Origin of the sequence: Mycobacterium sp. 050134 (genome assembly GCF_036409085.1) — a bacterium.
In the GTDB taxonomy this organism is placed as follows: domain Bacteria; phylum Actinomycetota; class Actinomycetes; order Mycobacteriales; family Mycobacteriaceae; genus Mycobacterium.
This window is the reverse complement of record NZ_JAZGLV010000013.1, coordinates 1-20,621: the sequence shown is the minus strand read 5'-3', so window position 1 is coordinate 20,621 and position 20,621 is coordinate 1. Positions and strand designations below refer to the sequence as shown.

The 20,621-nt window shown below is 69.2% G+C and carries 24 protein-coding genes, 1 tRNA gene and 2 pseudogenes; 20 read left to right on the top strand and 7 right to left on the bottom strand.

The window, feature by feature from the left end; translation table 11 throughout:
- Genes SKC42_RS16655 through SKC42_RS16645 form a run of 3 tightly spaced genes read left to right on the top strand, consistent with a single transcriptional unit; the run spans window position 1 to window position 2,011 of the window.
- Window positions 1-687 (top strand): ABC transporter permease, encoded by a 687-nt coding sequence (locus SKC42_RS16655; protein ID WP_330965388.1) that lies wholly within the window; start codon window positions 1-3, stop codon window positions 685-687.
- The gene (locus SKC42_RS16650) at window positions 684-1,415 is read left to right on the top strand and encodes an ABC transporter permease (RefSeq protein ID WP_330965387.1); all 732 of its coding nucleotides are present in this window, start codon (window positions 684-686) and stop codon (window positions 1,413-1,415) included. The genes SKC42_RS16655 and SKC42_RS16650 overlap by 4 nt, the downstream gene beginning before the upstream one ends.
- Window positions 1,412-2,011: a putative glycolipid-binding domain-containing protein gene (locus SKC42_RS16645; protein ID WP_330965386.1), complete on the top strand. Its 600-nt coding sequence runs from the start codon at window positions 1,412-1,414 to the stop codon at window positions 2,009-2,011. The genes SKC42_RS16650 and SKC42_RS16645 overlap by 4 nt, the downstream gene beginning before the upstream one ends.
- On the opposite strand, the gene SKC42_RS16640 is transcribed toward SKC42_RS16645, so the two are convergent.
- Complete coding sequence (locus SKC42_RS16640) at window positions 1,974-2,912, bottom strand: prephenate dehydrogenase (RefSeq protein ID WP_330965522.1); 939 nt, start codon at window positions 2,910-2,912, stop codon at window positions 1,974-1,976. The genes SKC42_RS16645 and SKC42_RS16640 overlap by 38 nt on opposite strands.
- 160 nt (window positions 2,913-3,072) lie before the next feature.
- On the opposite strand from SKC42_RS16640, the gene SKC42_RS16635 reads away from it, so the two are divergent.
- The 3 genes from SKC42_RS16635 (at window position 3,073) to SKC42_RS16625 (ending at window position 4,341) form a co-directional block, all read left to right on the top strand.
- Window positions 3,073-3,594, top strand: a complete 522-nt coding sequence (locus tag SKC42_RS16635) for a tRNA adenosine deaminase-associated protein (RefSeq protein WP_330965385.1) — start codon at window positions 3,073-3,075, stop codon at window positions 3,592-3,594.
- Complete coding sequence (locus tag SKC42_RS16630; RefSeq protein WP_330965384.1) at window positions 3,591-4,049, top strand: nucleoside deaminase; 459 nt, start codon at window positions 3,591-3,593, stop codon at window positions 4,047-4,049. Before SKC42_RS16635 ends, SKC42_RS16630 begins: the two co-directional genes overlap by 4 nt.
- 202 nt (window positions 4,050-4,251) lie before the next feature.
- Window positions 4,252-4,341 (top strand) — tRNA-Ser (locus SKC42_RS16625).
- Window positions 4,342-4,371: 30 nt separating this feature from the next.
- Here SKC42_RS16625 and SKC42_RS16620 read toward each other — a convergent pair.
- Entirely contained in the window at window positions 4,372-5,529 is a 1,158-nt protein-coding gene (locus SKC42_RS16620) for a cellulase family glycosylhydrolase (RefSeq protein WP_330965383.1), read from the bottom strand.
- A gap of 208 nt (window positions 5,530-5,737) precedes the next feature.
- Window positions 5,738-6,151: a hypothetical protein gene (locus SKC42_RS16615; protein ID WP_330965382.1), complete on the bottom strand. Its 414-nt coding sequence runs from the start codon at window positions 6,149-6,151 to the stop codon at window positions 5,738-5,740.
- Window positions 6,152-6,335: 184 nt separating this feature from the next.
- Here SKC42_RS16615 and SKC42_RS16610 point away from each other — a divergent pair, with 184 nt between their 5' ends.
- From SKC42_RS16610 to SKC42_RS16590, 5 genes and pseudogenes are all read left to right on the top strand, one after another.
- Window positions 6,336-6,722, top strand: coding sequence for a DUF2237 family protein (locus SKC42_RS16610; protein ID WP_330965381.1), 387 nt, complete (start codon window positions 6,336-6,338; stop codon window positions 6,720-6,722).
- 31 nt (window positions 6,723-6,753) lie between these two features.
- Window positions 6,754-7,077, top strand: a pseudogene (locus SKC42_RS16605) (SDR family NAD(P)-dependent oxidoreductase); the annotation flags it as partial.
- A gap of 7 nt (window positions 7,078-7,084) precedes the next feature.
- Entirely contained in the window at window positions 7,085-7,567 is a 483-nt protein-coding gene (locus tag SKC42_RS16600; RefSeq protein ID WP_442932172.1) for a VOC family protein, read from the top strand.
- Window position 7,568: 1 nt separating this feature from the next.
- A pseudogene (locus SKC42_RS16595) lies at window positions 7,569-8,586 on the top strand (LLM class flavin-dependent oxidoreductase).
- A gap of 132 nt (window positions 8,587-8,718) precedes the next feature.
- Window positions 8,719-8,988: a hypothetical protein gene (locus SKC42_RS16590; RefSeq protein WP_330965380.1), complete on the top strand. Its 270-nt coding sequence runs from the start codon at window positions 8,719-8,721 to the stop codon at window positions 8,986-8,988.
- A gap of 111 nt (window positions 8,989-9,099) precedes the next feature.
- Here the strand turns inward: SKC42_RS16590 and SKC42_RS16585 are convergent, their stop codons facing one another.
- The 3 genes from SKC42_RS16585 to SKC42_RS16575 are packed head-to-tail and all read right to left on the bottom strand — an operon-like array spanning window position 9,100 to window position 11,566.
- Window positions 9,100-9,708: a TetR/AcrR family transcriptional regulator gene (locus tag SKC42_RS16585; RefSeq protein WP_330965379.1), complete on the bottom strand. Its 609-nt coding sequence runs from the start codon at window positions 9,706-9,708 to the stop codon at window positions 9,100-9,102.
- Window positions 9,705-10,478 (bottom strand): SDR family NAD(P)-dependent oxidoreductase, encoded by a 774-nt coding sequence (locus SKC42_RS16580; RefSeq protein WP_330965378.1) that lies wholly within the window; start codon window positions 10,476-10,478, stop codon window positions 9,705-9,707. Before SKC42_RS16580 ends, SKC42_RS16585 begins: the two co-directional genes overlap by 4 nt.
- Window positions 10,475-11,566, bottom strand: coding sequence for an NAD(P)H-dependent amine dehydrogenase family protein (locus SKC42_RS16575; protein ID WP_330965377.1), 1,092 nt, complete (start codon window positions 11,564-11,566; stop codon window positions 10,475-10,477). Before SKC42_RS16575 ends, SKC42_RS16580 begins: the two co-directional genes overlap by 4 nt.
- A gap of 65 nt (window positions 11,567-11,631) precedes the next feature.
- Between SKC42_RS16575 and SKC42_RS16570 the strand changes: the two genes are divergently transcribed.
- The 8 genes from SKC42_RS16570 (at window position 11,632) to SKC42_RS16535 (ending at window position 19,620) form a co-directional block, all read left to right on the top strand.
- Complete coding sequence (locus SKC42_RS16570; protein WP_330965376.1) at window positions 11,632-12,147, top strand: hypothetical protein; 516 nt, start codon at window positions 11,632-11,634, stop codon at window positions 12,145-12,147.
- Window positions 12,144-12,542 (top strand): DUF1330 domain-containing protein, encoded by a 399-nt coding sequence (locus tag SKC42_RS16565; RefSeq protein ID WP_330965375.1) that lies wholly within the window; start codon window positions 12,144-12,146, stop codon window positions 12,540-12,542. Before SKC42_RS16570 ends, SKC42_RS16565 begins: the two co-directional genes overlap by 4 nt.
- Window positions 12,543-12,648: 106 nt before the next feature.
- Window positions 12,649-14,451, top strand: a complete 1,803-nt coding sequence (locus tag SKC42_RS16560; RefSeq protein WP_330965374.1) for an AMP-dependent synthetase/ligase — start codon at window positions 12,649-12,651, stop codon at window positions 14,449-14,451.
- A gap of 17 nt (window positions 14,452-14,468) precedes the next feature.
- Window positions 14,469-15,545: an SDR family oxidoreductase gene (locus tag SKC42_RS16555; protein ID WP_330965373.1), complete on the top strand. Its 1,077-nt coding sequence runs from the start codon at window positions 14,469-14,471 to the stop codon at window positions 15,543-15,545.
- A gap of 43 nt (window positions 15,546-15,588) precedes the next feature.
- Window positions 15,589-16,944 carry a WS/DGAT/MGAT family O-acyltransferase gene (locus SKC42_RS16550; RefSeq protein WP_330965372.1) on the top strand — a complete coding sequence of 452 codons (1,356 nt, stop codon included), beginning with the start codon at window positions 15,589-15,591 and terminating at the stop codon, window positions 16,942-16,944.
- A 4-nt stretch (window positions 16,945-16,948) separates the two neighbouring features.
- Entirely contained in the window at window positions 16,949-17,434 is a 486-nt protein-coding gene (locus tag SKC42_RS16545; RefSeq protein WP_330965371.1) for an NUDIX domain-containing protein, read from the top strand.
- Window positions 17,435-17,437: 3 nt separating this feature from the next.
- Entirely contained in the window at window positions 17,438-18,343 is a 906-nt protein-coding gene (locus SKC42_RS16540) for a haloalkane dehalogenase (RefSeq protein WP_330965370.1), read from the top strand.
- Window positions 18,344-18,393: 50 nt separating this feature from the next.
- Window positions 18,394-19,620: a cytochrome P450 gene (locus tag SKC42_RS16535; RefSeq protein WP_330965369.1), complete on the top strand. Its 1,227-nt coding sequence runs from the start codon at window positions 18,394-18,396 to the stop codon at window positions 19,618-19,620.
- Window positions 19,621-19,708: 88 nt separating this feature from the next.
- Here the strand turns inward: SKC42_RS16535 and SKC42_RS16530 are convergent, their stop codons facing one another.
- Window positions 19,709-20,077 carry a hypothetical protein gene (locus SKC42_RS16530; RefSeq protein WP_330965368.1) on the bottom strand — a complete coding sequence of 123 codons (369 nt, stop codon included), beginning with the start codon at window positions 20,075-20,077 and terminating at the stop codon, window positions 19,709-19,711.
- Between the two features lie 128 nt (window positions 20,078-20,205).
- Here SKC42_RS16530 and SKC42_RS16525 point away from each other — a divergent pair.
- Window positions 20,206-20,621 (top strand): DUF222 domain-containing protein (locus SKC42_RS16525; RefSeq protein WP_330965367.1); only part of this gene is annotated, 416 nt, incomplete at its 3' end.

Here is a 20,621-nt window from a genome sequence, read left to right as displayed (position 1 = left end):
GTGCACTACCTGCTGACCCACCTCGGCCAGGCCTGGGCCCTCACCGCGGTTCACCTGCGACTGGCGCTGGTGCCGGTGCTGATCGGCCTGGCGATCGCGGTGCCGCTGGGTGTTCTCGTGCAGCGCGTGCCGGTCGCCCGCCGGCTGACGACGATCACCGCCAGCGTCGTGTTCACCATTCCCTCGCTGGCACTGTTCGTGGTGCTGCCCGTGATCATCGGAACCCGGATCCTCGACGAGGCCAACGTGATGGTGGCGCTCAGCGCCTACACCGCGGCGCTGCTGGTGCGCGCGGTGCTCGAGGCGCTCGATGCGGTGCCGGCGCACGTACGTGACGCCGCCACCGCGGTCGGCTATCCCCCGATCAAGCGCGTCCTGAAAGTCGAGCTGCCGCTCTCCGTACCGGTGTTGATCGCGGGGTTGCGGGTGGTGGTGGTGACCAACATCGCGATGGTCTCGGTCGGTTCGGTGATCGGCATCGGCGGCCTGGGCACCTGGTTCACCGAGGGGTATCAGACCGACAAGAGCGACCAGATCGTCGGCGGGATCATCGCGCTGTTCCTGCTGGCGGTCGTCGTCGACTCACTCATCGTGCTGGCCGGCCGCGCGGCGACGCCGTGGGCGCGCACCGGCGGCACCGCCCGCCGCCGCCGGGTGACGGCTCCCGTGGTCGGCGGCGCCCGGTGAACTTCGTGGCACAGGCGGTCTCCTATCTGCTGACCGCCGACAACTGGACCGGTCCCGTCGGGCTGGCGGCACGCGTCGTGGAACACATCGAGTACACGGCGATCGCTGTCGGCGCGTCGGCGGTGATCGCCGTTCCGCTCGGGCTGATCATCGGGCACACCGGCCGCGGCACCCTGCTGGTGGTGGGTGCGGTCAACTCGCTGCGGGCGCTGCCGACGCTGGGCGTGCTGCTGCTGGGCGTGCTGGTGTTCGGGCTGGGCATGGGGCCGCCCCTGGCGGCGCTGATGCTGCTCGGCGTGCCACCGCTGCTGGCCGGCACTTACGCGGGCGTCGCCGGCGTCGACCGGACGGTCGTGGACGCGGCCCGCGCGATCGGCATGACAGAGACCCAGGTGTTGCTGCGCGTCGAGGTGCCGAATGCGCTGCCACTGATCCTCGGCGGGCTGCGGAACGCGACCCTGCAGGTGGTCGCGACCGCGACGGTGGCCGCGTACGCCAGCCTCGGCGGCCTGGGCCGCTACCTGATCGACGGGATCAAGGAGCGCGAGTTTCAGCTCGCGCTGGTGGGTGCGCTGATGGTGGCCGTGTTGGCGCTGGCCCTGGACGGCCTGCTCGCTGTGGCGGTGTGGGCGTCGGTGCCCGGGACCGGCCGCCTGCGCGGGTGGGCTGGTCACACTTACCGGCTGACGTGCCGCGGCTCGCGGCGACGTTCTACGGTAGACGGGTGAGTTCAGCCCCCTCCGATCCCAACCGGCGCGTATGGCAAGCGATGTTGACCTGGCGCGCACAGGATGTCTCACGCATGGAGTCGGTGCGAGTCCAGGTGTCCGGCAAGCGAATTCGGGCCAACGGCCGCATCGTCGCCGCGGCCACCCCGACGAACGCGGCGTTCGGCGCCTACTACGAACTGCAGACCGACGAGACCGGCGCCACCAAGCGCTTCGGGTTGACCGTCACGTTGGCCGAACGGGAACGCCAGCTCGCCATCGCCCGCGACGAGGAGAACATGTGGTTGGTGACCGACCACCAGGGGGAGCGGCGCGCCGGCTATAACGGGGCTCTCGACGTCGACGTGGTGTTCAGCCCGTTCTTCAACGCGCTGCCGATCCGGCGCCTCGGCCTTCACGAGCGGGCGGACTCGGTGGCGCTGCCGATGGTGTACGTGAACGTCCCCGACATGTCGGTCTCCGCCGCGACGGTCAGCTATACCAGCGAGGGCCGCCTCGACGGCATCAAGTTGCGCTCGCCCGTTGCCGACACCGTCGTGCGCGTCGACGAGGATGGGTTCATCCTGGACTACCCCGGCTTGGCAGAGCGGATCTGATCACCCCGCCCGCCCGTCCGGCGGCGGCCAGTTCCTCCCGCCAGTCCTCCGCGCCGATCACGACGTGGACGATCTCGCTGCGCGGGAAGCTGTCGTAGCGGGTGCGGGCCGCGTGGCCGGCCTCGACGAGTTCGGCGACTGAGTTGTGCGTATCCAGCGATTCGCGCGCGCGGCTCAGCAGTTCGATGGCCCGGTCCGCCGCCGTGAGGAGCTCGCGGGAGTTGCCCTCGCACATCGCCCGCACCAGGTCGGGGGCCGTGGCCGCGACCCGCGTCCCGTCGCGGAACGACCCCGCGGCCAGCGCGAAAGCCAGCGGTACCTCGCCTGCGATGATGGCCAGCGCCTCGGCCAGCAGGTGCGGAAGATGCGAGATCGCGGCGGCGGCGGCGTCGTGCTCCTCGGACTTGGCGGGCAACACCATCGCGCCGCAGTCCAACGCCAGCGTCATCACCATGGACCACACCGCCGGGTCGACATGGTCGTCCACGCTGAGCACCCACGGTGCCCTGGTGAACAGCCCGACGTGGCCGGCCGCCCACCCCGAGTGCGCGGTGCCCGTCATCGGATGGCCCCCGACGAAGCGCTTCCGCAGCCCGGCCGCGGCCACCTCGTCGAGCACGGCGCACTTGACGCTGGTGACGTCGGTGAGCGGGCAGTCCGGCGCCACGTCACGGATGTGGCCGAGCATGCTCGGCAGCGCCGGCATGGGGACGGCGAGCACGATCAGCGCGTCGGTGGCGGCGGCCCGGGTGAGCGTGGCGGTCAGATCGGTGGTGGCGTCGAAGCCGTCGGCGACCGCGCCGTGCGCGCCCTCGACCGAGCGGTTGTAGCCGAACACCTCGCGGCCGGCCGCCCCCGCGGCCCGCATGATCGAGCCACCGATGAGGCCCAGCCCAAGCACGCATACGGGTGTCTTCGAGACGGGGTGCGTAGCGGTGCCGGCCACAGTGCAAGGTTGGCACAGTTCGACGCGCGGTGGCGCTTGCCCTGCCGTGGTCGGGCGGCGTTCGTGGGGACCTTCGTCTGGTCAGGGGCCTGGCCAGGGACTACCGTAGGCGCCCATGGGAGCACAACGGGCCTCAGCCCAGGGCCTGTCCGCCGACACGCCGGACGGATTCGGCGTGGCGGTAGTGCGCGAAGAGGGCAAGTGGCGCTGTTCCGCGATGGCTTCCAAGTCGCTGACGAGCCTCAAGGCCGCCGAGACGGAACTGCGCGAACTGCGCAGCGCCGGGGCCGTGTTCGGCCTGCTCGACATCGACGACGAATTCTTCGTGATCCTGCGGCCGGCGCCGTCGGGGACCCGGCTGCTGCTCTCGGACGCCACCGCGGCCCTGGACTACGACATCGCCGCAGAGGTCCTGGACAAGCTGGACGCGGACATCGACCCCGAGGATCTGGAAGACTCCGACCCGTTCGAGGAGGGCGACCTGGGGCTGCTGTCCGACATCGGGCTGCCCGAGGCGGTGCTGGGCGTGATCCTCGACGAGAGCGACCTGTACGCCGATGAGCAGCTGGGTCGCATCGCCCGGGAGATGGGCTTCGCGGACGAGCTGTCGGCCGTGATCGACCGCATGGGTCGGTGATCGGCGACGAGGATCTGATCCGCTCGGCATTGGCGGTCGCCGCGACGGCGGGCCCGCGCGACGTGCCGGTCGGCGCGGTGGTCATCGGTCCCGACGGAACCGAGCTGGCCCGGGCGGTGAACGCCCGTGAGGTGCTGGGCGACCCCACCGCGCACGCCGAGATCCTGGCCATGCGGGCGGCGGCACGCGTGCTCGGCGACGGCTGGCGCCTGGAGGGCACCACGCTGGCGGTCACCCTCGAACCGTGCACCATGTGCGCGGGCGCGGTGGTGCTGGCGCGCGTCGGGCGGCTGGTCTTCGGCGCGTGGGAACCCAAGACCGGGGCGGTCGGCTCGCTGTGGGACGTGGTGCGTGACCGCCGCCTCAATCACCGGCCACAGGTGCGGGGCGGCGTGCTGGCCGACGAGTGCGCCGCGCCCCTCGAGGAGTTCTTCGCCCGGCAGCGATTGGGGTGAGCCTGTTGCGTCGGGATTGCCGCCGTGGCTGTGGTTGGGCGGCAAGCGCAACCATCGCCGCAGTCTGGGCGGGTGCCAGCGACGGCTCTGCGACGAGATTGCGACCGTGGCTGTAGTTGGGTGGGCAAGCACAACCATGCCGCAATGTGGGCGGGTGCCAGCGATTGGGGTGAGCGGCGGTCCGTTCGGTAAGCTGCCTGGCGGTGGCGTGTCCGAGCGGCCTAAGGAGCACGCCTCGAAAGCGTGTGACGGCTAACACCGTCCGAGGGTTCAAATCCCTCCGCCACCGCCAAACTCTCTCGGGGTGCGCACTGTGTGCGGCTCAGGAGGGGCTGCCGGCCAGCGTCCGCGCGGCCTGCACCTCGCTGTCTCGGAAGGGCCGCCCGTCGGGCTGCAGCAGGTCGTGGAACCACACCTTCGGCACCGACGTGTACGGGTGGTCCCAGGAGTCCCAGGGGAAGTAGGTCTGCGTCTTCCCGGCGACCAAGCCCCAGTTGAAGGCGCCGACGTTGTGCCGCTTGGCGACCGGCAGGATCGATTCGATGGTGCTGCCCTGCGGCCTGGCCATGTACTCCGTGCAGATGATCGGCCGCCCCAGCGGCGCGAGCTCGGCGATCCGGGACTCGAATCCGGTGGGCTCGGCGTAGGAGTGGAACGTGATCACGTCGGCGTTGCTGAGCTGGATGTCGCTGATCGGGCTGCGGCCGCCCTGCTCGCCCTGGTCGCCGCCGCGCCACACGCCGCTGGTCAGCGGCTGGCTGGGATCGACGGCGCGCGCCCAGCGGAACACCTGGGGCAGCAGCTCCGCCACGCGGTCCAGCTTGTCTTTGCGCTCAACCTTGGCGTACACACGCGCGGGGTTGTCGGGCTCGTTCCACAGGTCCCAGCCCAGGACGCGGTTGTCGCTGCGAAATTGGGTCAGGACGCTCGTAACGTAGTCGTGCAGGACGCCGGTGTAGCCCGGGTCGCCGAGCCGTTCGGCGCCGGGGCTCTGCACCCACCCGGAGTTGTGGACGCCGGGCCGCGGTGCGCGCTGGGGCCCGATCTTGGGCAGCGGATCCCAGCAGGAGTCGAAGAAGACGAACAGCGGCCGGATGCCGTGGCTCGCCGCGATCCCGACGAACTGGCCGAGCCGGTTCTGAAACCCGCGCGGGTCCTGCGCCCAGAGCTGGTCGTGCAGGAACACCCGTACGCTGTTGAACCCGTACGACCTCGCCCAGCCCAGCTCGGTATTGATGCGCCGTGGGTCGTAGGTGCCGGGCTGGAACATCTCGAGCTGGTTGATGGCGTTGGACGGGATGTAGTTCGCGCCGACCAGCCAGCCCTGGGCCTGGTACCACCGGTTCGCCCGGTCGGGCGACCACCGGGTGATCTCGCCGGACGAGCGGGGCGCCGGTTCCGCGCGACCGCGGGGCGCCTGCACCATGGCCGCGCCCGCTGCCAGGAGCAGCGGTAGCTTCAGCGCGGTTCGACGGTGCACGAACCGACGATAAATTTCCGGTCGCGCTGTCCCCGGCATTTGCGCAGCGCGTCGCGCGAGCTCACAGGTATGGCAAAGATTGTTATCCGCCTGTGACCTAGCGGGATTGGCGGCTGGCCGTCCCGTCCCCTCTCACGCGAGTGCCGCGGGCGGCGTGCCACATGGGTTGAGGGCTAACGGGTCTCGGCTTGGACTTCCCCGTTCCGAATCAAAGGCGCTGCGACGGAGGGATTTTGACACAGATCACCGACGCCGGCGTCCAAGCGCTGACGACCAGCGGCAGCGAGACAGTCTCACCGCCGGCGGTCACCTCGACCGCCCACCGGCCATCGGTGGGCAGCACCGCCTCGATATCGAAGAAGGCGAACCCGGGGAATTCGCCGATGGACGCCTCCGGCACCTCGAATCGGTGGGCGAGCGAGTCGTCCAGTGCCGGGGACTTGAGTTCCACGTCGACACGCCGATCCGAGTCGTCGGTCTCGGACCTCGTGAGGACCACGAGCACGAACCGGACCCGGCGGTCGGGCCCGACGGCGAACCTCGACAGGACGCCGCCCGTCACGTTGAGTTTATTGTCTACGGTCGCGGCGGCTTCGGCTAAGAAGGCCCCGGTAACCAACACACGCTGAACCTACAATGCCGATCCGATCCGCGCAGGTGAACAGCCCCTAAACCCCGATGCCGCCGTTTGCGGCCCTGGTAGTGGGGAACGCGGCCGCTGAGTGTCGGGATCGCGCGGCGACCGGTTGATGGACAGTTGCCAAAGTGGCTTCAAAGATCACCCCAAATGGCGCAATACTAGGTGCGTGTCTGATCGCAACGTGCTGGGCGGCCCGCTCGAACCGTGCGGCAGCGAACCGCTGACCGGGTACTACCGCGACGGGTGCTGCTCGACGGGGCCCGAGGACCTGGGGCGACACACCATCTGCGCGGTGATGACCGCCGAGTTCCTCGAGCATCAACGATCCATCGGCAACGACTTGCTGACGCCGATTCCCGAGTACCGGTTTCCCGGTTTGCTGCCCGGCGACCGCTGGTGCGTGACCGCCGTCAACTGGCTGCGGGCCCACGAGGACGGCTGCGCCGCACCGGTGGTGCTAGCGTCCACACACGAGCGCACACTCGAGGTGGTGCCGCTCGAGGCGCTGCTGGAACACAAGGTCGACGTCCCCGACGATCTCGCTAACTTGTAGGTCCCCCTCGCCCGTCGGCGAGGCGGGTCAACGACGGCTCCGCGCCGTCCCGCTGGTGCCCGGGTACGGCGCCGCGAAGGCGGGCGTCGTGGACGTGACGAGGAACCTCGCGGTCAAATGGGCGGGCAAGGGAGTCCGGGTGAACGCGGTCGCGCCCGGCACGATCGACACCCCGATGACGGCTCCCATGCACGCCGCGCCCGAACTGGTGGAGTCGGCGCTAGCCCACATCCCGCTGCGCCGCCTGGGATTCGCCGGTGAGATCGCACCCACGATCGCCTTCCTGTGCATCGAGCAGAGCAGCTACACCAGCGGGGCGCTCTTCGTGGTCGACGGCGCGTCGGACTGCGTCTGAAGGAGGGATGACAACCGTGACAACCGCACTGCGGCCCGAGGATCTCTACCACACCGGCATCGTCGTGCCCGACCTCCACGCGGCGATGGACCGCCTGAGCGCGCTCGCGGGTTACCGCTGGATCACCCCGATGAGCTACACGCTGCCGGTCCGCACCGCGACCGAAAGCCGCGAACTGACTTCGACATTCGTGTATTCGCTGCAGGCCCCACACGTGGAGCTGATCCAGGAGGTCCCCGGCAGCCCGTGGACGTCGGCGCCCGGCAACGCCATCCACCACCTCGGCTACTTGACCGACGACCTCAGCGCGACCGCGCGATCGCTCGAGGAGCACGGTTTCGCCTTCGAAGCCACCGCCGATGTCTCGCCACCCGGTCTCGCGTTGTTCGCCTACTACGTCGACAGCTTCGGCACCCGCATCGAAATCGTCGACCGTTCGCTGTTCCCCGATTTCGGCGCCTTCCTGCGATCGCTGGCGCCGGAGGGCTGACGTGCTGTTGACGGTACTGCGCTTCAACTTCGCCTCCCCGCACGGCGACCCGCGCACCCAAAGCCGGTTACTCTCCGCCGCACTCGAATTGGCGCAGTGGGGCGAGTCGCGCGGCATCACGTCGATCAGCGTTGACGAGCATCACGCGACCGGACACGGTTGGAGCTGCAACCCCATCATGGCGGCGGCCATGTTCCTCGCCCGGACGTCGACGCTGATCGCCAGCGTGGACTGCGCGCTGGGGCCCCTGTGGAACCCGGTGCGGCTCGCCGAGGACATCGCCCTCGTCGACAACATGAGCCGCGGCCGACTGCACACCACCGTTGGCCTCGGCTACCGCACGGTCGAATACGACGCCCTCGGAGCCGATTTCGGCCGGCGCGGCGCGTTGATGGACGCCCTCGTCGAGGGCATGCTCTCGGTCTGGTCGGGCAACGACGCGGGCATCTGCGCCGGAACGTGGACGCGGCCGCACCCGCCGCTGTATGTCGGCGGGGGTGCGCGCGCGACCGCGCGGCGCGCCGCCCGCTTCCGGTTGCCGCTCAGCCTGGCGGACCACCTGCCCGAGGTGGCCGCGTATTATCGTCACGTCTGCGCCGAGGCCGGCGTGACGCCGTTCATCCTCATGCCGGGGCCGGTCAACCGTGGCATGATCTACCTGCACGAGGACCCCGAGCGCGCGTGGGCGGATTTGGGCGAGCATATCCTTTGGGAGGCAGTCACTTACGGCAGTCACTTACGGCGAGTTGTCCACCGACCAGCGTTCGCTGATGCATCTGCCGGGTGTGCGCACCCTCGACGAGGTCAGAGCGTCGGGGCGGTACCGGTTCCTCACGCCCGACGAGCTGATCGCCGAGATTCGCGACGCGGGCGACTATGGCCCGCTGGTCATGCATCCGCTCGTCGGGGGCATGCCCGTCGACGAAGCGTGGAAGTCGGTGCAGCTGCTCACCGACACGGTCCTGCCCGCCCTCGCTACTCCCCGGGGCGGTGTCAGTCGGACTCGGCCCTCGCGCTGACGTCGGGCTGCGCAAGGCCCTTGCCGCAGTTCACCCGCCGTTCAACTCCCATCCGGACTCTCCCGACCGGTTACGCACTCGCGAAAGGGGTATCTCGCGGACGTCGGAATCAACGACGATATGGGAGGTCCGATGAAAGCACGGAAGGCTCAAGCCAAGCACGCAATCGCGTTGGTGGGCGGTGCCGCCACGATCGGCCTGGCGGTCGCCCTCGCCGGCAGCGCGGGCGCAACCACGGTGGCAAACAACGCGCCCAAGGCGCCGCCCACCTCGTCCAGCCCGGCGCCCCCGCCACCGGTCAACGGGAGCAACGGTGGCGGCAACGGCGTGAACGGCGGTGCGGGGGGACCGGCGGGTGGTGCTGGAGGGGCCGGCGGTGGCGCCGGGGGTGGCGGCGGCTAAGCCGCCACCCACCCACAGCACCCACCGCGCCCACCGGCGAAATTGCACTGGAGGTCGCGGACTTGCCGCGGATCGCAGCCGCCGCGGCAGCCTCGGCGCGATCAAGACGTCTCAGCGCGGCTTCCGCCTCCAGTGCGGGCTCTTGACTGCCTCCAGGGCCTCGGTCACGCAATCATCGAGCGGGCGCCGCGGGGCTGGCTGACGTACCCAGCGCTGAAACGCGAAATCGGCGGCCGCAAAGGCGAGTTGGACCAGCAGGGCGGGGCGGATGTCATGTTCGGGGTCGGCGCCCATGCGGTCACCGATCAGTTTCGCGGCGCGCTCCTTGTCGCCGGGCATGTGAATGGTGGCCTTCTCGAGTAGGCCGGGCGCCCCGAGCAGCGCCTCCCGCCATTCTTCGATGTCGGCGTGGTCAAACGAGCCGATCCGGGAGACGATGGCGTTGATCAGCGCAACGTCCGGCGGCTCCCGCGCGGGCCGCTGCTCGAGCAGGTTCACGATGGCGGCACCGCCGTGACGCACGGGCGCCAGCAACAGGTCCTCTTTGGCGGGCATGTGTCGGAACAGCGTGCGCGGCGAGATCCCGGCCGCGGCGGCGATTTCCTCGGTCGTGACGACGTCGTATCCGCGCTCGACGAACAGGCGGATCGCCGCGCGCCGGATGTCGGCGCGGATCTGCGCGCGCTGGCGTTCCCGCAGCGACTCTCCGCCGACGGTCACCGGAAGCAGCCGATCCCGCCGTCGACGTGAATGGTCTGGCCGGTGATGAAGGTGGCATCGCTGCCGAGCAGGAAGGCGACCAGCGCGCCTACGTCCGAGCGCACGTCGCCGATGCGCTTCATCGGAACCCGCTTGACCGCCTTCGCGTAATCGTCGGGCGCGAACTGTTTCCAGAGCTTGACGCCGTCCGACTCGGCGAACGGGCAGACAACATTGACGCGCACGTTGTCGCGCCCCCACTCCAGCGCGGCGACCTTGGACAACCCGCGGATGCCCTCCTTCGCCGCGGCGTAGCCGCCCCACCTCGGTTCGCCGCCGGTGCCCGTCCCCGAGCCTAGGTTCACGATCGACCCGCCGCCCGCTTCCACCATCAACGGATGCACCGCCTGCATGAGCAGGAAGGATGCCCGCGGACCGACGTCGTGGCCCAGCGCCCAGTCCTCGAGGGTGATGTCCACGAACCGCTTCGGCTCGTTGGTGGCTATCGCGTTGTTGACCAGGCCGTGCACGGCGCCGAACGCCTCGACCGCGGCGGCCGCGATGCGCGGCGCGCTCTCCGGGTTGCGCAGATCGGCCACCAGCCCCTCGGCTCGGCCCAGCTGCCGCAACTCCGCGGTGGTCGCGCGCAGCTTCTCGTCCTGGATGTCGACCAGCAGCACCGACGCGCCGCGCTCGAGCAGGGCCGCGGCGACGCCCTTGCCGACGCCCTGCGCCGCGCCGGTCACGATCGCGACGTGCCCGCGCATCGAGTCGGGATGGGCGTAGGTCATCGCGTCGGCGCCCCCGCCGCGAGCTTCGGCGCGGGGCGGCCCGCGAAGAGGGGCAGATCCAGGTAGGTCTTGATGCCGGGGCCGGCCGCGCAGACGTCCGGGATGGCGTTGACGCAGTGGTTGGCGGTGGCCACGACGCCCGGGTTCTTCACCAGCCCCTCGGCGATCGTCTCGGGCTGTAACCCCTTGAAGGTGAGGCTCACGGTGGGGTCGCCGGTGATCTCCACCTCGAAGCGTTCGCCGCGGCCGCCGAAATCCCAGGCCGGGTCCAGGTTCTCCTCGCCCATCAGCCAGTTGACCGCCGCCGTGATGACCGGTTCGCCATCGACGAGGGCCTGCCAGCGGAATCGCCGCGCGGCCACGGCTCCCGTGGTGATCGGGAACGGGGCATAGTCGATGTCGGCGGTCGCCACCGCGACGTCCTGAATGGTCCTGATGTTCGGATCGATGCGAAACCCCATGTGGTCGGCGATCATTCGCACCGACTGCTTGAACCCCGCCTCCAGCAGGCTCGCCATGGGGCCCTGCATGGCTTCCTCGGGCGTGCCGCCGAAACCCATGATGTGGCGCACCACGTCGGGGGCGTTGTAGGTGCGGATGTCGGAGAACTCCTCGGCGCGGATGTGGGTGACCGCCGACGAAAGCCCCGACAGCATGAGCGGGAATCGCTCGGTGATGCCGCCCGGGTGGATCCCCGAACCGTGCAGGGTCACCCCGGCCTCGATCGCGGCGTCGGCGACGGCCCGGTGCCGCGGGTTGCCCGGGTCCGGGTAGACCCAGCCGACCGGGGTCACGACGTTCTTTCCGGACCGCAGGATGGCGATCACCTCGTCGTCGTTGGGGATCAGCGGGCTGTACACCACGCAGTCGGCTTCCGTGGCGATCACGTCCTCGAGGCTGTTGGTGGCGGTGACGCCCAGCGCACCAAGGCCGAGGAACTCGCCCACGTCCCGGCCGTTCTTGTCGGCGGAATGCGCCCAGCAGCCGACGAGTTCGAGTTGCGGATGATTGAGGACGCACTCGATCGCGGCCCGGCCCACACCTCCCGTCGCCCACTGGATGACACGGAGCTTGGTCGGGCTGCTCATCGATGAACCTCCGGTAGAAAGCGGTGCGCCTGGCGCCTCGCACGGCACAGTATGACCACCTGGCAGTGACTGTCAACAAACAAAAGCGCGCCGAAACCGCCCGCAACCGGGCCGGTGCACTGGATAATTCGGGCACCACAGAAACCGCCGAACCCGTGGGAGGGATCGTGCACCGGACGCTCGTCGCCGCGATGGCATTGGCTTTCGCCTGTTGGCCCGCCCTGCCGAGGGCCGCGGCCGACAACCCGGTCTGCACGCCGACGGAGTGCACCTTCCTATCCCCGTCGCACAACATCAGCTGCGAGATGAACTTCAACCGCAACGAGATACCCGACGAGACCTACTGCCAGACCAACTCCCCGCCCCAGTCGGTGACGATGACCACCAGCGGCTCATTCAAGAGCTGCACGGGCGACTCCTGCCTGGGCAACTCAGCGCAGGGCACCCCCACGCTCGCCTACGGCCAAAACGCCGGAGTCGGCCCGTTCAACTGCCGCTCGGAGAGCGGCGGGGTGACCTGCACCGTGACCTCGGGCCGCGGCTTCACCCTGTCGACCGCCGGCATAACATCCGTCGGATGACGGACACCCCCATGAGCACCTCGTTGGAACCCACCCCCGAGCAGTTCGCGGCGTTGGCGGCCCGGGCGGCGGACGCGCCCGTCGTGATGGTCAACCTGCTGAAGTTCAAGACGCCGGGCGGCGTGGAGTCCTATCGGCGTTACGGGCGTGAGGTGGCTCCGCATCTCGAACGCGTCGGCGCCACCGTGCGCTATCTCGGCGCCGCGCCCGCGTTCGTCATTGGTGACGGGGAAAAGCCTTGGTGGGACGCCATTCTCATCGTCGAATACCCGACTCCGCAGGCGTTCATCGACATGGTGACGACGCCCGAATACGTCGCGGTGCACGAACATCGCGCCGCCGGGCTCGACCGCGGCGACCTCATCGCGACGTCCGTCTGGTCGCTGGGGGACTGACCCGCTGCCGATCGGCTCCTGACGCTCGGGACCTTTGGCCACTAGGAACCGCCCCGCCGGGCCGGTTAGCGTCGTGCGGAGAACCCCACATCGAGAGTCTTGAGTCATGCGTGAATTCAGCGTCCCGGCGGGCTTCACCGTCGGTGAGCACGACAACATCGTCAGCAGCGTGTACTCCCACGAGCGCGACGACCCCAACCACGTGATCTTCCGGCGCCTGGTCGACGGCGTCTGGACGGACGTCACGTGCGCCCAGGCCGCCGAGCAGATCCGGCAAACCGCGCTGGGCCTCATCGCCGAGGGGGTGAACCCGGGCGACCGGGTGGCCATCCTGTCGGGCACCCGCTACGAGTGGGTGATCCTGGACTACGCGATCCTTTCGGTGGGTGGGGTCACGGTGCCGATCTACGACACATCCTCGGCCGAGCAAGTGCGCTGGGTGCTGGAGGACTCCGGCGCGGTGCTGGTGATCGCCGAGACCGACGCGCATGCGCAGCTGGTCAAGGAACTCGCCAACGAGCTGCCGAACCTGCGCCACATCCTGCACCTCGAGTCCGGGGGATCCGCCGCGCTCGACCAGCTGGCCGAGGCGGGGAAGTCGGTCGACACAGGTCAACTCGACCAGCGCCTGGCCGGGCTGCGAGCGGCCGACGCCGCGACGCTGATCTACACGTCGGGCACGACCGGGCGCCCGAAGGGCTGCCAGCTGACGCACTCGAACCTGCTGTACGAGACCCGGGGTGCCGCGGAGTGCTTCCCGACGCTGCTGCGCAAGGGCGAACGGCTCCTCGTCTTTTTGCCGCTGGCCCACGTGCTGGCACGCGCGTTGTCGATGTCGGCGTTCGCCAACAAGGTCACCATCGGCTACACCAGCGACATCAAGAACCTGGTGCCCACCCTCGCCGTCTTCAAACCCACGGTGGTGGTGTCGGTGCCCCGAGTCTTCGAAAAGGTCTTCAACACAGCGGAATTGAGCGCGCGGGACAGCGGCCGCGGTTGGCTCTTCGACCTGGCCGCCCGCACCGCGATCGAGTGGAGCGCCGCGCAGGACACCGGGGGTGCCGGCCGGCTGTTGCGGGCGAGGCATGCCCTGTTCGACCGGCTGGTGTACGGGCGGCTGCGCGCCGCGCTGGGTGGCCAATGCCGTGCGGCCGTCTCGGGCGGTGCCCCGTTGGGAAAGCGATTGTGCCACTTCTACCGCGGTGCCGGGCTGACCGTATACGAGGGCTACGGCCTGACCGAGACCAGCGCCGCGATCACCCTTAACCGGCTCGGCGAAGAACGGGTCGGCACCGTGGGAAAGCTGTTGCCGGGCAACAGCATGGCGATCGCCAACGACGGCGAGGTGCTGGTCCGCGGCGGCGTCGTGTTCGGTGGCTACTGGCACAACGAGACGGCCACCGGCGAGGCGATCGTCAACGGGTGGTTCCACACGGGCGACCTCGGATCGGTGGACGACGACGGCTTCCTGTCGATCGTTGGCCGCAAGAAGGAGATCATCGTGACCGCCGGCGGCAAGAACGTCGCCCCGGCCGTCCTCGAGGACCAGCTGCGGGCCCACCCGCTCATCAGCCAGGCGATGGTCGTCGGGGACAACAGGCCGTTCGTCGCCGCACTGATCGCGATCGATCCGGAGGGCTTCGACGTGTGGAAGCAGCACCACGGCAAGGCGGCCACCGCCTCGGTCGCGGACCTGGCCGACGACCCCGACCTGGTGAGCGAGATCGACCAGGCCGTGAAGGCCGCCAACCAGGCGGTGTCGAACGCCGAATCGATCCGCAGGTTCCACATCCTGCCCGTCGACTTCACCGTGCTCACCGGCGAGCTGACCCCGACCCTCAAAGTCAAGCGCAACGTCGTGGCCGCCCGGTTCGCCGACGAGATCGACGCGCTCTACGCCAAGAGGTGACGGTAAGGAGATCCGCGATGTCCGTGTTGATGACGGGGTTTCCCGGTTTTCTCGGCAGCGCACTGTTGCCGAGGATCCTCAAGCGCACCGACGGCTCGGCGATCTGTCTGGTGCAGTCGAAGTTCGCCACGCAGGCGGAGCGCCGCGCCAGCGAGCTGGTCTCGGCGGATCCCTTCCTGGAGGGCAGGATTCGGTTGGTCGAGGGCGACATCACCCAGCCCGGGCTGGGGCTGGCGGCCGACGCCCTCGCCGGGGTCACCGAGGCGTGGCATCTTGCCGCCGCGTACGACCTCACCGTGGCCCGGGACGTCGCCGTCCGGGTCAATGTCGAGGGCACCCGCAACGTGCTGGACGCGCTCGGGCGCTGCCCGAAATTGAGTCGCCTGCACTACTTCAGCACCTGCTACGTCAGCGGCCGCTATGCCGGTCCGTTCGCCGAGGACGACCTCGAGGTGGGGGCACCGTTCAACAATTACTACGAGGAAACCAAGAACCTCGCCGAGGCGGACGTGCGCTGGCACATGTCCGCGGGCATGCCGGCAACCATCTACCGCCCCTCGATCGTGGTCGGCGACAGCCGCACGGGGGAGACGCAGAAATTTGACGGCCCTTACTTCGTCATGCGGTTGCTGTTGCGGCAGCCGCGACGCGCGATCGTGCCGATGGCCGGTGATCCGATGATGACGCGGGTCAACGTGGTGCCGCGCGACTTCGTCATCGACGCCGTCGATCACCTGAGCGGCCTCCCCGATTCGCAGGGCCGGACCTACCAGCTGGCCGATCCGCGTCCGCTGACTGTCGACGAGATGGCGGACGCCCTGGCCGAGGCGACCGGGCGGGAATTGGTCAAGGTCCGGCTGCCGCGGAAGCTGGCGAGGGCGTCGCTGGCCCACGTTCCGGGCGTGCAGAAGCTGTTCGGGATCCCGCCCGAGCTCGTCGATTACTTCACGCTCCCAACGCATTACCTGACGGACCACACCCGCGCCGACCTCGCGGGCAGCGGTATCGAGGTGCCCGCTTTCCGTAGCTATGTCGACCGGCTGGTCCGATTCGTGCGCGGCCATCCCGAGCTCGGTTCGGCGGCGATGTTCTGAGAGTGCTTGCGTGACGACGACTCCGTCACTGTCTAATGGGTGGATGGAACTGATGATGCCCACCGACGCTATCTTCCTGATGGGGGAATCCCGCGAGCACCCCATGCATGTCGGTGGGCTGCAGTTGTTCGAGTTGCCCGACGGTGCCGGACGCGGTTTCGTCCGGGAGCTCTATGACGAGCTGATCGCGCAGCGGGACTTCCAACCCACCTTCCTCAAGCACCCGGCGGCGTTCGTGGGCGGCGTCGCGAATCTCGGTTGGTCGTACGACAGGGACATCGACGTCGACTACCACGTCCGGCGCTCGGCGCTGCCGTCGCCCGGGCGGGTCCGCGAACTTCTCGAGCTGACGTCGCGGTGGCACAGCAGCCTGCTCGACCGGCATCGCCCGCTGTGGGAAACCCACATCATCGAGGGCCTGAAAGACGGCCGGTTCGCGGTCTACACGAAGGTGCATCACGCTCTCATCGACGGCGTGTCGGCGCAGAAGCTGATGCAGCGCACCCTGTCGAGCGACCCGGCCGACACCGAGATTCGGGCGCCGTGGGGCCTGCCCAAGCGAAAGCGCAAGCCGCGCCCGTCATCCCGGTTGAACTCGCTGCTCCAAATCGCGGGTTCCGTTGCGGCGCTTCCTCCGTCGACCGTGTCGCTGGCTCGTGCGGCGCTGCTCGAACAGCGGCTGACATTGCCCTTCGGCGCCCCACGCACCATGTTGAACGTCAAGATCGGCGGCGCCCGCCGCTGCGCGGCGCAGTCGTGGTCGCTGGAGCGGATCAAGAACGTCAAGAAGGCGTCGGGAGTGACGGTCAACGACGTCGTGCTAGCGATGTGTTCCGGCGCCCTGCGCTACTACCTGCTTGAGCACAACGCCCTGCCGGACGCGCCGCTGCTCGCCATGGTTCCGGTGAGCCTGCGCAGCGAGGACGAGGCCGACGCCGGAGGCAATCTGGTTGGGGCGATCCTGTGCAACCTCGCCACCGACACCGACGATCCGGCGCGGCGGTTGCAGACGGTCAGCGAGTCGATGCGCAACAACAAGAACGTCTTCTCGCAGTTGCCGCGCTTGCAGGCCTTGGCGCTGTCCGCGATGAACGTGGCATCACTGAGCCTGGCGGCCATCCCCGGCTGGGTCTCGTCGACGCCGCCGCCGTTCAACCTCGTCATCTCGAATGTCCCCGGGCCCACCGAGCCGATGTACTACGGGGGCGCCCGGCTCAACGGCAACTACCCGTTCTCCATCGTGCTGGACGGCCAGGCGCTGAACATCACCTTGGCCAGCAACGCCGACAACCTCGACTTCGGCCTGGTCGGGTGCCGGCGCAGCGTGCCGCACCTGCAGCGACTGCTCGCACACCTGGAGGAGTCGCTGAAGGACCTGGAACGCGCCACCGGGGTGTGACGGGTTGGCCAAGCTGAGTGCGGGTGTGCTGGTCTACCGGCTGTCCGACGGCGTCGTCGAGGTCCTGATCGCCCACCCGGGCGGCCCGTTCTGGGCCCGCAAGGACGATGGCGCGTGGTCGATCCCCAAGGGGGAGTACGCCGATGGGGAGGACCCCTGGGGCGTCGCGCAGCGCGAGTTCACCGAGGAACTCGGACTGGCGGTGCCCCCCGGTCCGCGAGCGGACCTCGGGGTGCTGAAACAACCCAGCGGCAAGGTGATCACCGCGTTCGCCGTGCACGGCGACCTCGACGTGACCGACGCGCACAGCAACACCTTCCTGCTCGAGTGGCCGAGGGGTTCGGGCACCATGCGGGAGTTCCCCGAGGTCGATCGTGTCGGCTGGTTCTCGGTGGCGCGGGCGCGCACCAAGCTGCTCAAGGGGCAGCTGCCGTTCCTCGATCGATTGATGTCGCAGCCGGCAGTGGCCGGCCTAACCGAAGGGACATGAGTCATGCAGACCGTGCGGACACCCGACGAGCGGTTCGACGACGTGCCCGATTTTCCCTACGCCCCACGGTATGCCGAGATACCCGACGCCGAGGGCGGCGAGCTGCGGGTCGCCTGGGTCGAGGACGGGCCGGCCGATGCCGACCCCGTGCTCATGCTGCACGGCGAGCCGTCGTGGTCGTACCTGTACCGCAAGATGATTCCGATCGTCGCCGCAGCCGGACACCGGGTCGTCTGCCCCGACCTCGTCGGGTTCGGCCGCTCCGACAAGCCGACTCGTCGGGAAGACCACACGTATGCCCGTCACGTCGAATGGATGCGCGCCCTCGCGTTCGACGTGCTCGACCTGCGCAACGCGACGTTGGTCGGGCAGGACTGGGGCGGGCTGATCGGGTTGCGGCTGGCCGCGGAGCATCCCGAACGGTTCGCCCGGCTGGTGGTCGCGAACACCGGTCTACCCAACGGGGATCAGCCGATGGCGGAGGTGTGGTGGCGCTTCCGGGAGGCCATCACGACGGCGCCGACGCTGAATGTCGGCTGGTTCGTGCAGGGCGGCTGCCGCCAGGAGATGAGCGACGAGGTCCGCGCGGGGTACGACGCGCCGTTTCCCTCCGACGAATTCTGCGCCGGGCCGCGCGCGATGCCGGGGCTGGTGCCGACCTCTCCGGAGGATCCGGCGGCGGCGGCCAACAAGGCGGCCTGGACCAAGTTGTCGGTGAGCCCGACGCCCATGCTCGTCGCCTTCAGCGACAGCGACCCCATCACGGGGCCGATGGGCGCGATCTTCCGGCGGGAGATGCGCGGTGCCCAAGGCATCGATCACCCCGTGATCCACGGTGCCGGCCACTTCCTGCAGGAGGACGCCGGCGAGGAGCTGGCCGGACACATCGTGGAGTTTCTGCGCCGCTGAGCCGGTCCGGGCCGCGGGCACAATGGTTGCATGACGACCGCGATGGCTGCATGAGGACCGCGTCGGCGCAAGCCGAATCCATGCTGCTGCAGCTGCTGGACCCGGCCAACCGCGCCGACCCGTACGAGGTGTACGCGCGGTTCCGCAACCGCGGGCCGCTGCAGCTGCCGGATTCCCACCTGGTCGTTTTCTCCAGCTACCGCGACTGCGACGAGGTGCTGCGCCACCCGTCGACGAGTAGCGACAACATGAACTCGACGGTCACGAAGCGACAGATTGAAGCCGGCGTGGCGCGGCCCCGGCAATTTCCGCCGGGGTTCCTGTTCCTCGATCCGCCCGACCACACCCGGCTGCGCCGGCTGGTGAGCAAGGCCTTCGCGCCGAAAGTCGTAAACGCTTTGCAGCCCGATGTCGCGGGCCTGGTCGACGGGCTGCTGGATGGCATCGCCGAGCGGGGACGTTTCGATGTCGTCGGCGACTTCGCCTATCCGCTGCCCGTCGCGGTGATCTGCCGATTGCTCGGGGTCCCGCTGGAGGACGAGCCTCAGTTCGGCCGGGCGTCGGCGGTGCTGGCGCAGGCGCTGGACCCGTTCGCCACCATCACGGGTGTCCCGCCGGAAGTGGTGAACCAGCGCATGCAGGCCGGCGCATGGCTGCGTGGTTATTTCCACAACCTGATCGACCGCCGTCGCGCCCATCCGGGGGACGACCTGTTGTCGTTGCTCATCGCGGTGGAGGAATCCGGCGATCAGCTGACCGAGGAGGAGATCGTCTCCACCTGCAACCTGCTGTTGATCGCGGGGCACGAGACCACCGTGAACCTCATCGGCAATGCCGTCCTGGCCATGCTCCGCGACCCCGCGCAGTGGACGGCGCTGGCCGCCGACGCCGGTCGGGCGCCCGCCATCGTCGAGGAAACCCTGCGGTACGACCCGCCCGTGCAGCTGGTCGGCCGCGTGGCTGCCGCCGACATGACCGTCGGGGGCGTCGACGTGCCGGCGGGCGACGTGATGATGCTGCTGCTGGCGGCGGCGCAGCGCGACTCGGCGGAGTTCGATTCGCCCGACACTTTCGACCCCGGGCGGGACGGGCTGCGGCATCTGGGATTCGGCCGTGGGGCGCACTACTGCCTGGGCGCTCCGCTGGCCCGCCTGGAAGCCGGCGTCGCCCTCTCGGCAGTGACGGCGCGTTTCCCGCGGGCACGCCTGGCCGGCGAGCCGCACTACAAGGCCAACGTCACCCTGCGTGGCCTGTCCACGCTAGCCGTCGAGGTCTAGCTCATTTGCGCGCCCTTTCTTGCGCGAGCGTGCGTGTTTGTACGGCGACACGCCGCGTTGGGTGTGCAACCGCGCACGCTCGCGGGCGTTAACTGCGCTCCCAGGGCGGGATTTCGTCCATCTTCTTGTAGTACTTCGCCAGGTGGCCCTTCACCCGGTCGACGTCCTTCTCGGGCAGGTTGACGCCGCCCCGCGCGCCATCCATGATGGCGCCGGCCGCCATGATCCCGCGCGGCACCGCCTTGAGCTCGCCGCCGATGACGTCGGCGATTAATAACTTGTATGCGGTGAAATTGTCCTTCTTCTCGCCGTCGTACCAGACGTGGGCATCGCGGTACTTTTCATTCGGCGCATCCTCGGCGCCGGCCCACTTGCGGACACGCTTCTCGGCGGCGTCGCCGTCCCACTTGCGGTCGCGGTCCGCCAACGGCAGATCCTGAAACGCTGCGACAGACATGCCGTTCGCGTGCCCGGGCCGGGCTGGGATTAAACCCGTTTCGGACGGCTTATCCACAGTTGGGGGTTCATCCACAGGTTGGCGGTTGGGGGTGTCGCGCGCCGCCGGGACCACCTATCTTCGAACATATGTGCGATTCGTTGAGCGCCGTCGAATTACGGTCGGCGACCGATGCGCAGCTGGTTGCGGCGATCGGCGACGGTGCGCGCGACGAGGCGATCGCCGCGGCGCGGCGGCTGGCCGCGATCGCGGAGTTCGTGGCCCGCCACGCCCAGGGCCCGACCGAGTCCGCGCATTGGTCGTGCGACAACTGGGACGCAATGGCCGCCGAGGTCGCTGCCGCCGGACACCTCAGCCATGCGCTGGCCTCCGGGCAGATGTACCTGGCGATGGCGCTGCGCACCCGGCTCCCCCGGGTGGGGGCACTGCTGGCCCGCGGGGCGATCAGTGTGCGGCTGGCCTCGGCGATCGTGTGGCACACCGACCTGATCACAGACCCCGACACCCTGGCCGTGGTCGATGCGGCGCTAGGCGAGGACGCCGC

What these genes read in the sequence shown, in the direction of transcription:
- SKC42_RS16600 (WP_442932172.1), top strand. Translation starts at nt 7,085, where the DNA reads ATGACAACCGTGACAACCGCACTGCGGCCCGAGGATCTCTACCACACC.
- SKC42_RS16575 (WP_330965377.1), bottom strand. Translation starts at nt 11,566, where the DNA reads ATGAGCAGCCCGACCAAGCTCCGTGTCATCCAGTGGGCGACGGGAGGT.
- SKC42_RS16590 (WP_330965380.1), top strand. Translation starts at nt 8,719, where the DNA reads ATGAAAGCACGGAAGGCTCAAGCCAAGCACGCAATCGCGTTGGTGGGC.
- SKC42_RS16580 (WP_330965378.1), bottom strand. Translation starts at nt 10,478, where the DNA reads ATGACCTACGCCCATCCCGACTCGATGCGCGGGCACGTCGCGATCGTG.
- SKC42_RS16565 (WP_330965375.1), top strand. Translation starts at nt 12,144, where the DNA reads ATGACGGACACCCCCATGAGCACCTCGTTGGAACCCACCCCCGAGCAG.
- SKC42_RS16555 (WP_330965373.1), top strand. Translation starts at nt 14,469, where the DNA reads ATGTCCGTGTTGATGACGGGGTTTCCCGGTTTTCTCGGCAGCGCACTG.
- SKC42_RS16535 (WP_330965369.1), top strand. Translation starts at nt 18,394, where the DNA reads ATGAGGACCGCGTCGGCGCAAGCCGAATCCATGCTGCTGCAGCTGCTG.
- SKC42_RS16540 (WP_330965370.1), top strand. Translation starts at nt 17,438, where the DNA reads ATGCAGACCGTGCGGACACCCGACGAGCGGTTCGACGACGTGCCCGAT.
- SKC42_RS16530 (WP_330965368.1), bottom strand. Translation starts at nt 20,077, where the DNA reads ATGTCTGTCGCAGCGTTTCAGGATCTGCCGTTGGCGGACCGCGACCGC.
- SKC42_RS16635 (WP_330965385.1), top strand. Translation starts at nt 3,073, where the DNA reads ATGGGAGCACAACGGGCCTCAGCCCAGGGCCTGTCCGCCGACACGCCG.
- SKC42_RS16560 (WP_330965374.1), top strand. Translation starts at nt 12,649, where the DNA reads ATGCGTGAATTCAGCGTCCCGGCGGGCTTCACCGTCGGTGAGCACGAC.
- SKC42_RS16550 (WP_330965372.1), top strand. Translation starts at nt 15,589, where the DNA reads ATGGAACTGATGATGCCCACCGACGCTATCTTCCTGATGGGGGAATCC.